At 68.2% G+C, this 13,519-nt stretch carries 10 protein-coding genes and 2 pseudogenes; 5 read left to right on the plus strand and 7 right to left on the minus strand.

Features of this window, described 5'->3' with window-relative positions; genetic code table 11:
• Window positions 1–556 precede the first annotated feature (556 nt).
• Entirely contained in the window at window positions 557–745 is a 189-nt protein-coding gene (locus DWB77_RS02420; RefSeq protein ID WP_162952365.1) for a hypothetical protein, read from the minus strand.
• A gap of 617 nt (window positions 746–1,362) precedes the next feature.
• Here DWB77_RS02420 and DWB77_RS37540 point away from each other — a divergent pair.
• Complete coding sequence (locus DWB77_RS37540) at window positions 1,363–1,536, plus strand: hypothetical protein (protein ID WP_162952366.1); 174 nt, start codon at window positions 1,363–1,365, stop codon at window positions 1,534–1,536.
• On the opposite strand, the pseudogene DWB77_RS39580 reads toward DWB77_RS37540, so the two are convergent.
• Window positions 1,523–1,860, minus strand: a pseudogene (locus DWB77_RS39580) (DUF7144 family membrane protein). The gene DWB77_RS37540 and the pseudogene DWB77_RS39580 sit on opposite strands and share 14 nt — an antisense overlap.
• A 229-nt stretch (window positions 1,861–2,089) precedes the next feature.
• Between DWB77_RS39580 and DWB77_RS02430 the strand changes: the two are divergent.
• A pseudogene (locus tag DWB77_RS02430) lies at window positions 2,090–3,304 on the plus strand (cation:proton antiporter).
• 164 nt (window positions 3,305–3,468) lie between these two features.
• On the opposite strand, the gene DWB77_RS02435 reads toward DWB77_RS02430, so the two are convergent.
• Entirely contained in the window at window positions 3,469–4,317 is an 849-nt protein-coding gene (locus DWB77_RS02435) for a methyltransferase domain-containing protein (RefSeq protein WP_246033367.1), read from the minus strand.
• 351 nt (window positions 4,318–4,668) lie between these two features.
• Between DWB77_RS02435 and DWB77_RS02440 the strand changes: the two genes are divergently transcribed.
• Complete coding sequence (locus DWB77_RS02440; protein ID WP_120719661.1) at window positions 4,669–5,157, plus strand: hypothetical protein; 489 nt, start codon at window positions 4,669–4,671, stop codon at window positions 5,155–5,157.
• Between the two features lie 186 nt (window positions 5,158–5,343).
• Window positions 5,344–6,753 carry an AMP-binding protein gene (locus tag DWB77_RS02445; protein ID WP_120719662.1) on the plus strand — a complete coding sequence of 470 codons (1,410 nt, stop codon included), beginning with the start codon at window positions 5,344–5,346 and terminating at the stop codon, window positions 6,751–6,753.
• 54 nt (window positions 6,754–6,807) lie between these two features.
• Here the strand turns inward: DWB77_RS02445 and DWB77_RS02450 are convergent, their stop codons facing one another.
• The gene (locus tag DWB77_RS02450) at window positions 6,808–7,353 is read right to left on the minus strand and encodes an EF-hand domain-containing protein (protein WP_162952367.1); all 546 of its coding nucleotides are present in this window, start codon (window positions 7,351–7,353) and stop codon (window positions 6,808–6,810) included.
• 1,153 nt (window positions 7,354–8,506) lie between these two features.
• On the opposite strand from DWB77_RS02450, the gene DWB77_RS02460 reads away from it, so the two are divergent.
• Window positions 8,507–9,199: a hypothetical protein gene (locus DWB77_RS02460; RefSeq protein WP_162952368.1), complete on the plus strand. Its 693-nt coding sequence runs from the start codon at window positions 8,507–8,509 to the stop codon at window positions 9,197–9,199.
• 654 nt (window positions 9,200–9,853) lie between these two features.
• On the opposite strand, the gene DWB77_RS39585 is transcribed toward DWB77_RS02460, so the two are convergent.
• The 3 genes from DWB77_RS39585 to DWB77_RS02490 form a co-directional block, all read right to left on the minus strand.
• On the minus strand, window positions 9,854–9,970 hold the full coding sequence (locus tag DWB77_RS39585) for a hypothetical protein (protein WP_120719666.1): 117 nt from the start codon (window positions 9,968–9,970) through the stop codon (window positions 9,854–9,856).
• 1,659 nt (window positions 9,971–11,629) lie between these two features.
• Entirely contained in the window at window positions 11,630–12,217 is a 588-nt protein-coding gene (locus DWB77_RS02485; protein WP_246033368.1) for a hypothetical protein, read from the minus strand.
• 762 nt (window positions 12,218–12,979) lie between these two features.
• A complete protein-coding gene (locus tag DWB77_RS02490) occupies window positions 12,980–13,447 on the minus strand; it encodes a hypothetical protein (protein WP_120719668.1) in 468 nt (155 codons plus the stop codon).
• Between the last annotated feature and the right edge of the window lie 72 nt (window positions 13,448–13,519).

A 13,519-nucleotide genomic window follows, 5' to 3' on the forward strand; every position in this document is an offset into this window, starting at 1 on the left:
TCCCACTCCGCCCGACCGCCGCCGGCTCCGCGTCGGACTCCATACGCCGGCTTCCCTCATGCATGAGTGAGAGCGACCATCGCGGCAGTGTTGCGGGGGTCAGTCGACGGCGATCAGGCCGTCGCCCGCCAGATAAGAGCAGGTCGTGGCCAGGGCCGCGTGCGTGTCCAGGGCGTCTCGGGTCCCTCGCGGGCTCTCACGTCTCGTCGGAGTAGGCGCCGGTCCCTGCGGGGCCCGGCGGTGTACAGCCAGGACCGGGCGGACCCAGCAGGTGCTTCGGTGTTCACGGTGCGGTGGAGACGGGTGTCACCGCCCACACCGGGATAGCTGCGCTGTTCCGTTCCGGCGAAGCAACCGCGCAGGGTCTCCGCGACTGCTCGGGCGGCCTCGGGCGTGTGCGCGATGATCCGTACCTCGGCGTGCCCGAACGACGGCAGTGTCTGAGTCTCGATGTACTTCACGTGAGCGGGTCCCCCTTCGGGGTGGGCGGGAAGCCGACGGGCGGGAAACGGCGTACCGCCCGGCCGCTGCCCCTCGCCGGAGCAGGGTCTGCGCCTCACCGGTCCGCATCCATGCGGTGGGCTCGGCGACGGGTGTCATCCGGCAGGCCCGGAGGCCTCGGCAGAGCCTCGCTGAAGTGGTGGGCCGCGATACGTGCATCGTGCTGGGCATTGAGCAGGTGGATCAGGCGCATGCCGATACCGGTCGCGAGAACGATCACCGCGACGATGACGAGGGTCTCCATGTCGCTCACCTCCAGCCCTTTCCGGGCAGAGGGAGGGCGCCTGTTCCCATCGGGACTCCCAGGGGGGACATACAGGCCCCGCCTTCGCTCTCCCAGATCGCTTCCCGGCGTACGGCGTCGTGGACGAGCCGATCCGGCCCCGGTCGCATCGCCGCTGTTCGTGCGGACCTACCCAGCGATCTACCTAGGCGTTCACATCGCCCTGTGGCTCCTCGCGTTGCCGGCCTGCTTCGCCGCAACCGACGGCCTCACACAGCAACACACCCCGATCGGCAGCCTCTGGTACGTCGCACTGTGCGCGATCCCCGCGACCGGACTCAATCCTGGCCGCACTCCGCGCCACAACGCCCCAACGGGCCGCGGAGCGTATGCGATCCTGAAATCATGGGGCACCACGGCTGGGGAGGCCGACCTCCCGCATCGGACGCGGAGGCACGACAGCGCATCATCGACGCGACCGCTCGCTGCATCGACCGGCACGGTGTCGCCAAGACCACCCTGTCCGACGTCGTCGGCGACTCTGCGTCACCCGCCAGACGGTCTACCGTCACTTCAGCCGCCTCAACGACATCATCGCCGAGGTCGCTGCCCAGGGGGCCGAGTCGTTCGTCGAGCTGATGATCGCTCACCTTCAAGGGACCACCGACCCGGCCGAAGCCGTGGTCGAGGCCATGGTCTTCTGCGTGCGAACCATACCCACCCAGCCGCGCCTGAGCCTGCTGCTGCAACTCGCGGACACAACCGTCTTCGGCCGCGGCGCCACCACGCGGGACACCATCACCTACGGGTGAGGGCCCAGATGACGAAGATGCCGAGGGCGATGCCGACCAGCGCCCACCAGGGCTGGTACGGCAGGAAGAAGAAGTCGGCGATGACGCTGACGCTCGCCAGGACCGGAGCGGTGAGGCGCGCCCAGGGCGCCGGGCCGGCGAGCAGGCCGAGGCCGGTGACGAGGAGAAGGACTCCAAGGACCAGGTGGATCCAGCCCACGCGGTGAGGTTGAACGCGTAGACGTAGGAGCCGAACCGGGCGTACACGTCGTCCTTGGCGACGGCGACGACACCCTCCAGGATGCCGACGACGCCCCTCACCAGCAGCAGGACGGCCGCGAACATGATGCCGCCCGAAGCCCAGACACTACCGGGTCCGTGCGCGGTCCTTGCCGACAGAGCTCATGGGACGAGTCCCTTCCAGGTGCGGTTCACGGCTGCACCCGGCGGTTGCTGCGCTGGTGCCAGGTGCGCTTCTCGGTGCCCTCGTTCGCTCGGACACCGACGGGCATGGCATCGCAGACGGTCATCACGGGCTGCTTGACCCAAGGTAAAAAAATGCTAGATGTGCTGTATGCCGCATCCTGGCGTCCTCATTCTGATCATGGTCGTGGCGGTCCTGGCTCCTCTGCTGGCCTACTGGGTCGGACACCGACTGCCCATCCCGCCAGCCGTCTTCGAGATCACTCTGGGGATCGTCATCGGCCCTGACGTGCTCAGATGGGCCCACGGCGACCAGCTCGTGGACGCCCTCTCCAGCCTCGGCCTGTCCATGTTGATCTTCCTCGCCGGATACGAGATCGAGTTCGCGGCGATCCGTGGCGATACCCTGCGCCGCGCCGTGGGCGCCTGGACCGTCACGCTCGCCCTGTCTCTCGGCATCGCCTTCGCGCTCACCGGCGCCCAAGCCGGCAAGAGCTTCGTCATCGGCACCGCGCTGACCAGCACCGCGCTCGGCGCCGTGCTGCCCATCCTGCGTGACGCCGGGGCCCTCGGCGGACGCTTCGCGACCGTGGTCATGGCCTTCGGCCCCGTAGGGGAGTTCGGGCCGATCGTCGCGATGTCCGTACGGCTCGGCGGGCGCAGCCCCGGCCGCGCCACCGCCGTCCTGTTCGCCTTCGCCCTCATCACTGTGGTCGCCGTGATCTGGGCGCTGCGCCCGCCCCCGCCGTGGTTCCCCCGCGTCGTCACCCAAACCCTGCACAGCAGCGGACAGTTCACGGTCCTATTCGTGATGCTCCTTCTCGCCTGCATGCTCGGCCTCTCGGCCGCCTTCGGAGTCGACACCCTGCTGGGCGCCTTCGTGGCCGGACTGCTCACCCGCCTGGTCCTGCGGCGATCCGCACCCGACGGGGGTGAGGCCGTCCTCGGCAAGATCGAGGCGATGGGCTTCGGGTTCCTCGTCCCGATCTTCTTCGTCGTCACTGGCATGCAGTTCGACCTCGATGCCCTGCTCCACGGCGGCCGACCGTTGCTGCTGCTCCCGGTCTTCCTGCTCCTGTTCCTCCTGGTGCGCGGCGGCCCCGCCTACCTTCTCGCGCCGTCCGACTTCTCCCGCAGAGACCGCGGCGCGCTCGCCCTGTACTGCTCCACCTGCCTGCCCCTGGTCGTGGCCGTCACCACCATCGGGGTGTAGGACGGCGCCCTCGACACGGGCGCCGCCGCGGCGTTGACCGGGGCAGCCATGCTCTCCGTACTCGTCCTGCCCCTCATCGCTCCTCGCGTACGCGGAGGCACGCCCGCAGCGCCGGCCCCGACGAGCCCGGAGGTGGTGGACGAGCCTTGGTGAACAGGGGCAGCGGTCTGATAGGTGGTAGAGGCGATGTCCCCATCGGCCCGGTCGTCTCGGCGCCCCGCCTGCTCCTCCCCGCGGACGCGGCCCAGTACCGCGCAAAGCCGGGCGTGGTGTCCATATACCTGCCCGACCACACCGGCCGGCGGCGCCGATGGGCATCAGCAGATCTGGATCTCCTGGCGCCCACGAACCACCGTCACCCGGTACTCCGCGTCGGCGTAAGCGGGCCAAGGGCCGCCCATAGCCGGCCAGCCGAGGTCGGCATAGGGAACGGGGCGGCGCTGCCCGCGCAGCTTCATGAACGCTACGCCCGACACCAGACGCCCCTCGCCGTTGCCCCGGCCATCGGCGACCAGTCGCAACAGCGCGTCGTGGCCGAAGGGCCCGTTCAGCGGGACCACGATCACCGCGCCGGGAGCGGCCTGGAGGAGCCAGGACTGCGGGACCTGGCGGACCGCCGCAGTGGAAATGATCCGGGTGTACGGAGCCCGCTCGCCATGGCCCTGCTCTGCGTCCCCGGCCACGACGGTGGGCCGCAACCCGAAACCCGCCAACTTCTCGCGGGCCAGGTCGGCGAGACGCGTGTCGATCTCCATGGTGACCAAGTTGGCGGGCCGGACCCGCTGAGCCAGCAGAGCGGTGCTGTATCCGGACCCCGTACCGATTTCGAGAACTACGTCCTGGGGGCCGGGGTCGAGGTAGTGCAGCATGTCGACGACGACCGCGGGGCATGAGGCGGCGGAGGTGAACTCGGCCTTGGTCGGACCCTCCTCGGGCCGCACCCGCCCGTCGTCCACCTGCGTGATCAACGAGGCCTGCGCCGTATAGACGGCACGCATCCACTCCCGCGGCCTGACTGTGCGGTCGAGGACGGGGTGCAGACCGTCCTTACCAGGCCACGGCCACCACACCCGGTCCGGTATGAACTGCTCGCGCGGCACTCGCAGAAACGCCTCGCGCAGCCATGGCCGACCGTGGAAGTGTCCGCCGTCGCGTGCGTCCAGCACGTCGGCGCATTGCGCCCGTAGCTCCGATGGATCCACCGGAGCCGGCATGTGACTGCCCACGCGGCTAGTCGCCCTCCGGTGGAGGCATGGGGTCGGGTTCGGGAGCCGGGTTTCCCGGGTCCCCCGGTGAGCTGTAGGGGCCGCCCACCTGGCCGTCCGAGTCCTGGCGATGAGTCATGGCCGACAACTCCTTGGCTGCGAGCAAGACGTAACATTCCTGAAGGACGTCACCCATTCTGGCGGCCAACACCCCTCCTCGGAAGGCGACTTGCCCATACTGCACTGCGTCCGGTAGGCCCTCTGTATGCCGATGCAGTGGCAGGCACGGTGTCGCAGGTGGTGTCTGCACCTATGCGGGATCGTCTCGGACAGTGCGTTTGCTCGGCCTCATCCGCGGCATCGACCTACTTCCGCATCACCGCCGGTGTCGCGCGCTCTCCTCGCGGGGACGTACTGCGGGGCGTCGACACGGTGACCGGCGCCCGGGTGGTCGCCATACAGGCCAGGGCGTACATGGTGGAGGACGCGCGAGGAATCGACGCACTCGGCCGGCTGCGCCACGAGCATCGGGTGCTGGGGGCGCTCGACGGCATCGAGGGTGTCCCCTGTCTGATCGACCATGTGCGGCACGGCGAGGACGAGTACCTGGTCATGACCGACTGCGGGACGGCGGACCTGCGCCGCGACGTGTCGCAGCGCGGCCCGTATGCCGCGCGCGGCCGCGGTGCGGCCCGCCAAGTCAGCTTCTTGGCAGGTCAGTTGACAGGCATCCTCGACGCGCTCCACGCCCGCGCCGTCGTTGTCGCAGCCCTCAAGCCCCACAACGTGGTGCTCGGCTAGTGCGAGCTGACCTCTGCGAGAAGTGACGGCCTTCCGGGCCGGGGTGACGCGGGTCCTGGGGCTGCTGATGATCGTGGTGTCCGTGGCCCTGGCTGCTGCTGCGTCCTCGCGTTCACCGACTGGCTGCCCGCCAACGTCGTGCGATACGAGGCATACCGGGCGGCCGAACGTTGCCCGGCCGGCCCGATGCCGGATACGTGGCGGGAGGACTGCCTGGGGGAGATCGAGCTCGACGTCGTGAACACGGTGGTCCACGACAGAGGCAGGAACCGCGAGTACCGGGCGATCGTGGACAGCAAACGGTTCCACGGCAAGCAGGACTTCGGCGACCCCGGACCGCTCCTGGACACGCTCCAGAAGGGCGACAAAGCCGTCGACAGCGTCTGGCGCGGCGACATCGTCGCACTCACCAAAGGCACGATCCGGCAGAAGACCTCTGACGAGCCGCCCGACAAGCCCCAGATGATCGCCGCCGCAGGCGCGGGCCTCGGCCTGCTCGCGGTGTTCAGCCTCGCCTTCGGCGCGGCACGCCTAGCCACGCCGCGCCGCCCCGACCCCTTCACCTGGCGCAGGTCCGGCAAGAGGCTGTTCCTCATCAACCTGGCAGCCACCTTCGGCGTGGGGCTTCCCCCAGTGTGGCTCGGCGTTCCCTGGCAGCTCGTGGCACCGGCGATCGTGGCAATCGTGCTGGGTGTGGGCTTCTCCCTCCTGAACCAGCGGCTCGCAGCCGCGGCCACATCCGAGCTGACGGCGGAGCTGGACCTGTCACGGTGGCGGCTCGCCCTCAACGGCGCCGAGCCGGTCCGGGCCGCCACCGTCGACGCCTTCAGCACGCGGATGACGGCCGCGGGCGTCGCCCCGTCAACGATGTACCCGGTGTACGGCATGGCCGAGGCCACCTTGGCCATCACCTTCCCCACCCCGGGCACCGCGCCGCGCATCGTCCACCTGGACCGCCGACACCTGTCCGAAGACGGGCTCGCCGTCGAAATGCCTTCGGACCACCCGCTGGCGAAGCCGCTGGTCAGCGTCGGACGACCGGTGCTGGGAATCCGGCTGCGGCTGGTGGACACGGCCGGCGCGACACGCGGGCCGGGGCGGTTGGGCGAGATCCAAATCTCCGGGCCGGCGGTCACCACCGGCTATTACGGAGCCCCCGCCGCCACCGCCGAAACATTCGACGGGCCCTGGCTGCGCACCGGCGACCTCGGACTCCAACTCGACGGCGACCTGTTCGTCACCGGCCGCCGCAAGGAAATGATCAGTGTGAACGGGCAGAACCACTTTCCCGAGGACGCCGAGAGCCTCACCCGTGTACTGCCCGGCGTGCACCGGGGGCGGTGCGTCGCCTACGCGGACACCGTCCGTGAGCGCCTCACCGTCGCGGTGGAGATCGCCCCCGGCAGCGACCCCGACCACGTGGCCGGGCAAGTACACCGGACGATCTGCGAACGTCTGGGCACGGCGTCGGTGCACGTCCACCCCCTGCCCCCGGCTGGCTGCCCCGCACCACCAGTGGCAAGTGGCAGCGCGGCCTGGTCCGCGGCAGCGCGGCCTGGTCCGCGAACTCCTGGCAGACAGGCCCTGAGGCACTGAGGCCCGGGTGTGCTGCCTCCTTGGACGGGGGGCAGCACACCCGGGCCCGCTGGGTCAGAACTTGCCGAACAGGTGGTTGCCCCCGGCGTTCGCGTCCTCGCTCAGGAAGAACTCCTCGATGGCCTTGGCCAGTTCGGCCTCGGTGACGTAGCCGTCACCGTCGAGGTCGATGCGCGCCATGGCGGCCTCGTGGTCCGCGTCGCCCATACCCAGGCCGGTGTGCGCCTTGGCCAGCTCCGCGCCGTCCAGTTTGCCGTCGCCGTTGGTGTCGCACAGGTCGATGATGGCCTTGGCCACCGGCTGGATGTGCTGCCGGTACCCCTCGCCGGTCGCGGCGTCGGACCGCAGCCCGGCCACATACTCCTCGCGGCTGACCGAACCGTCACCGTCAGTGTCGAGGGCCTGCCGCATGCCCTCCCACAGCGCCTGGTAAGCGTCGCTGAGCGCACGGTACTTGGGCGATTCCGGAGCCTGGGCGAATTCCTGTCCCATACGGGCGACGATCAGATCAAAGTCCTCCTGGCTGATCCTGCCGTCACCGTTGGTGTCGATCAGGTCGAAGTGCCGAGTGATCTTGCGGGTCAAAAGGTCAGCGGCCATGAAGCTTTCTCCTTGTTGCGGGGGATGAACCGGATCGTCACTCAGCGTACACGTCTGAACGCGGTACGGAGTCACCGATGGTCGTGACGTCGGTGACCACCCCGCCCGGAGAGCGCCCACCCACCGAAGCCATGACCCACGTGCACAGCGACAGGCTCCAGAACGGCACTGCACACGAACGGCCCTGTCGCACATCCGGCGGCGCCGGCGAGCAGACCGAACCGCAACAGCCGACCTGCGCCGTAGCCCGCGCGGTCGTACCCCCGCATCGCCGCGTCGACCTGGCGAGCCTGCTCCTTGAGGTCCACGCCGGCAGACCGCGCCCCACGGAGCGGGCCCACCACCAGGGTGGCCGGCAGCGAGACGGCAACGCCGTGACCCATGGCATGGGTGACCGAAACTGTGACCGAAACTGCACGATGCCCCGGTCAACCACGCAATAGAAGGTGACCCCTCGGGCACTCCAGGTCCGGTGCCCTCCGGCAGAGCAGCAACGTGTCGCGGCCGCTCACCAACGCGCGGCAGACGACGGGCCACCATGCGCTCCCGGGAGCGCTCCGATTCACCGCAGGGGCGTACCTACTCCCCCGCACGCTGTCACCATGCCGTCCTCGGCCAGCTCGCCGCCGACACACCCGACCGCACGCTGCGCGTGATCGCGCCCGGCGCCCTGTTCGACGACCTCGGCACCTCGCTCTATCAGCAAGCCGCTCCATGGACGGCCCTGTCCGCCGTCCAGCAAGAGCACCTCACCGACCTCGGCATCCGACCCACGCCCCAACCGCCAAACCGGCCGCACAGACCACCGCGGCCAGAGCGGCTCGAGCCTTCGCACGCGGTACGGCAGCACCCGGGCAGTTCATCGCCCGGGAAGGTCACTCCGTGTCCCCAGCAGCCAGGAGCGCAGTGAGTCGCCGGGCATATGGCGGTTGCTGGCGGCCATGGCGTTGCCTATCGGTGCTCTCGAAAAACCAAGCTAAGGGGGAACCGTGGCCGTGGACCCAATGCGGCGCCTGCATTCGGTAGCAGCTGGAGGTCAGGAGACAGATCGGCCCTCGTCTCTCAGAGTAATCATCTCGGCTCGGTCCATGGCGTAAGACGGTCTGGTGGCACTCATCCGGCTTTGGTACTAGTGGCCGTACGTTCTGAACCGATGGCACAAGGAAACCGGGGCCACCTGGCCGCGGCAGCCGGACCGGGGGAAATGATGAGTGCTCAGAACGACGAGCCGGAGCAGGCACTTGTCCTGACGCTGTACACAAGGGTCATGGCGGAGTCGATATTCGTGGAGGAGGCGAGCGCCTGGCTGGATCACGTGGTGGCTGTCGGCGGGCACCGTACGGAGGAGAATGCCAGGCTCCTGCGGAAGATGCATCGCCATATGATCGGCTGTCAATTGGGCGTCGGCTGGTATGAGCTCGGCGCTTCCCACCCAGCATTCCAGCCGGAGCCGTTTCCTCCCGAGGCCTCCCCTGTTCCGGATGCGGTGTTGGCTGTCGTGGGGGTGACTGTCTCCGCCGCGGTTCTGCCCTTCCTTCAGTCACTCGCTTCGCAGGCGGGGCAGCAGGCCTTCGACGCGGCACGGGCGACGGCCCGCCGCGTCATCAACCGGTACGCCACTGAGGCACCTGCCATCCACCACCGCAAGAAGGTGGTCGTCGAGGAGACCGCAACAGGCCTGCGCTTCATTGTGCCGCCAGACCTTCCCGACGCGGCACTGGCTGCTCTCGCCGTCACCGACCTCGAATCCCTGGCAGCACCCACCGGCGAGGGAGTGACCACGACGATCTCCTGGAACGAAACGGCGCAGAGGTGGCAGCGAGAAGTCACTGACAGCAGAGCTTGACCCCAACGTCCCAACAGCGACCGGGAGGTTGAGGATCTAGCTGAGAAGCAGATCCGCGGCTCGACGTCAGCTAGTTGGTGGCATGATCGTCGGCCATGGGTGATGACTTTGTGCAGGCTGGCCATGGTGTGCGTATGGAGTGGGGGCCGGAGGGGGCGAAACGACTCGCGCGTGAGGTGACGTGCCTGGTGGTCGTCGACGTGCTGTCGTTCACCACGTCCGTGACCGTGGCAGTCGAGGCAGGCACGCAAGTGTTCCCCTATCGCTGGCGGGATGAGTCGGCTGTGGGCTTTGCCCAACAGGTAGATGCCGTCTTGGCGGTGGGACGAAGCGCGGCCACCCAGGCTTCGCCGTGGTCACTGTCCCCGGCCTCGCTGCGACGCGCCCCGTTTGTTCCTCGGCTTGTACTGCCGTCGCCCAACGGGTCGACGATCGCCGCCGCAGCCGGGGGCCAAACCCCCGTGGTCGCCGCCTCGTTGGCCCGACCCCCGTCATCGCGAAGGCACTCGGCTATCGCGACAGGACCGTCACCCGCCTGGTCACCGAAGCTGGCGGGACCTGGGGCGGATACGCCCCTGGCGGCCCCACACGCTGACAGGGGCGACGTGGCTGCTCCGATGAGCCAAGCACCCCACCTCATCTCGGCTGGGACCGCTACTCGCTGAGAGAGGCGCTGTAGGAGGCGGCGTCAAGGAGCTTCGCGAGGTCGCGTACGTCGGATGCCTTGATGCGCAAGAACCACCACTTCGCGCAGGGCGCGCTGTTGATCAGGTCGGGGGCGTCGACGCCTCACCCATCACCAGAGCCTCCGACAAGAAGTCCGCCATCAGCCGACGCTGGTCAAGAACGACCGGCTCAACCACGCCGGCTACCTCTGGGCCTTGCCTCACTCCGAGCGTCCACCGGAGCCAACGCCTACTACCGACGCCTCCGCGAACAAGGCGACTGGCGCGCCCCCGCCCAACGCAACCTCTTCAACCGCATGATCGGCCAGCTCTACCCCTGCCTCCAGAAGCGCGAACCCCTCTACGAGCGATTCGCCTTCCCAGCGCCGTCGCAGGCAGGGGTTGCGGCAGCCTGACCGGCGAACACACCTTGCTTGCGGTGACGGTGAAAGCTGATCATGCGCTCATGAGACCCGAGGTACAGGCGTTCGTCGCCGACGGCCCGCTCCCCGATTGGGATGCGAGCGAAGAAGAGATCGACAGGCGCGTCGCGCAACTCGAAGCGATCCCGAAGCCGGCTACGGGAGAGGAAGCCCGAGCGCTCGTCTCCTGCTTCGGCCCCGACGACTGCTACGGCGTCGCCTGGACGCTCCTGCACCTCATCGAGACCCGGCCCCCACCCCGTCCTGGCCACCGACCCCGGACCGGACGCCAACGAGTGGCACCAGCGGCTCTACCTCCGCAGCGTGAACGGCGGACTTCTCCCTTGAACTTGGCGCCCTCGAAGCTACCCTCGACCCTCGACAGGGCTCGTCGCCGCTACGGTCCCGGCATCGCGGGGGTCACAGGAGTCGCATCAACCTTTGGGTCTCAGCGCGGGACCGCAGACATTGTCCGGCCCCAGCACTCGTACCGGTCCCGGACGTTTCAGGCCCCGGATCCACTGGCCGGAGCGGGATTGTGATCGTCGCGAGTGTGATCAGTCTCGGCGCGGGACCCGTCGGTGCCCTGGTGGGCGGCGCCTTTGCGTCTCTGTCCCTCGTGACGCTGGGGGTCATGTTCCTGCAAGGCATCCGAGGCGCAGACGCACTGCGACGGTCCTATCTCTTCACCTTCGGGTGGGCGAACTGGTTCTAGCCTCCATGTGGATCGCCCACCGCAGGGGGCGCACAGCTGGCCCCTGCGGTGGGCGGTCACGTGATCCCATTGCTCCTGCGGATCCTGCTGGTTTCACAAGGAGGTTGGTGGGTGGCTAGAGCGCCTACGGCCTCGGCAGCGGCCATGTGGCCACCGCGGCGACTCCTCGGACGGCACGGTGCACGGCGGCTGGTGCGGGCCCTGCAACCACCAGTGCTTCAGCCGTGGCATGGCGGTCAGCAACGCCGACGCCACCGGCTGGCACCAGCTCGGCCTTCCCGTCGAAGGAACGATCGACCCCACACCACTACATCTCGGGCCTTGAAGCCGACCCGGCCAACGCCCAGCACACCTACGTCGCGGTCAACGGCTTCTCCCGGAAGTGGACAGAAGGCCTCGCTCATCGCGAACTGATCGCTGAGTACGTACCGGGCACTGAGCAGATGGCCCGCGCCTGCATCGCCGCTGCGCGCACCGCACCGCCGCAGGCGCCACCCCCGCCGCCGACCGCGAGGCGGGTCACCAGCTGCCTCACCCGTCACGCATCAACCCCTGAAGGAATCCGTGTTCCTCATCAGGGCAAGTCTCGGCCGAGGAGGCGCCACACCCCGAGGAGCTCGCGCCTCGCCTACCCCTTCGCTTTGGTACCCAAGGCCGCCGCCACGTGCGCCGCCAGCTTCTTCGCGCTCGCGGCGCCATTGTCATGGCCAGCAGTCGAAAGCACCGTCACCACGGCCGTACCGCGCCGCACCGCGATCAACGTAGAGCCGTTCTGCCAGGCCGGGTCGGTGACTGTGATGGTGTACGCCTCGTCGCCGATGCCGGACGTGGTCGCACCCTTGACCTTGGCCGTCGTCTTCGTGTCCTCGTCCTTAAGGGTCGGGCAGGCGGCGACCGCCTTCTTGAGGTGGGTGAGGACCGTCGGGGCGGTCGTCCCCCTGAACACGTCGATCTCCTGCGCCATCTCGGCGGAGGTGTTCTTGTTCGCGTAGTCGTTCTGCGCGAAGGAAACGCCGGTGTCACCGGTGATCGCTATCCAGCTGGTACCCCCCAACTTGGTGCAGTCCGGCTTGGCCAGGGAGGCCGGCGCGCTGCTCGGCTCCTGATACATGGGCCCCGAGTCACGTACCCCAGACTCATCCACCGCATAGCCGGCACCGAAGAACGACGTGGGCGCGAGCGCGGCCTTCAACTGCGCTCCGGTCGCCAGGCCCATGTTGGGGTCCTTGGGGGTCACGGAAGCACTAGAGGTTGGCTTTACAGCTCCGGCGGGGGTTGAGCTGCCGCCTGAGGAACAAGCGGTCAGCGCCAGCGAGAGCGGCGCGACGGCGAGCAAAGCAGCGGTTCTCGGTACGAGACGCATGAAAGTCCTTCGTGGTGCTGAACAGATGAAGCAGTGAATTTGTTGGCGCCCTACCCATCGAAGGCAGCCTGGTAGTCCCTACGGGCCTGCTGCCCAGATGACTAGCGGGAGCACCACATGCATCCAGTCACAGGCCGGGCGAGCAGGCACGCCAACCACCTTGTAACGGTGGTCGAGGACCGGCACAGCCCGGCCTGCGCGGAATAGATGTGCAGTTCCGAGGGTGAGGCTATAGGTCCGTGGCATCTACGTTGGACAGGTCGCGCCCAACCCTTCGGCCACGCCCGCCCGCGGGCCAGGAAGCCATCCTCGAGAAGGTACTTCGCTCCGCCGAAGTCGGTTCGCGTCTTGTTGCAGCGGATAGCTGGAGGCAAACTCGAGGTGGCCGTCGCCTCGCGGTGCAACACCGACACCAACCGGATGCGGCTGGGGCAACCGTCATCTGCACCAACGTATGCCACTGGTCGCACTGGCGACCGGCGTCGCCTTGGCTGGCCCCGCTGGGCTCGCCTGGCGACCCCAGCGACGGTATGGATGCAAGACCCTCACTGCAACCTGTGGCAAAGAGACCAACGTTCCCACTCAATACCCTGAGTGCAGCGTGTGGAAGACCTGTCAGGGTGCGTCGTAGTACCCGGGCCGCGCCACCAAAACGGAGTCGAAATGCAGCCCCGCCTCGGGGTTTTCAGGCCGGGGGATATCCTCCCGCCCGAATACGACCATACGCCCGGGAAGAATGATGGTGCGCCCTCGATCCTCGGTTACTAGCTCGCCACGGGCGGCGAATCGTGCAATTACCTCATCGGCCAACCCTGCAAAAACATCGACGCCATCCAGCATAACTGGAGTTCCACCCAGGGGACGAAACACCTCGATAGCTTCCACTTTCCCGCCCGTCCCGAGATGAGCGGCGATTGCCATGCCATCGGAGTACGTCGCGAAACCCCGGGTCTCCAAAGTGCCGCCCTCCGTACCCAGCCGCACGAAGCCAGGAAGGGAACGGAGGGCCTCCTCTGCCTCGCCCATTGACATCCCGACGGCCACGGGCCCCACCCGGTCCGGAGGGTTGAGCTCAATCGACATCAGTACTCCCGCGTCAGGTACAACTGGATGAACGCCACGAACTCTCCCGGGCTGACGCCACACGGACGTCCG

Source organism: Streptomyces hundungensis, from assembly GCF_003627815.1.
GTDB lineage: Bacteria > Actinomycetota > Actinomycetes > Streptomycetales > Streptomycetaceae > Streptomyces > Streptomyces hundungensis_A.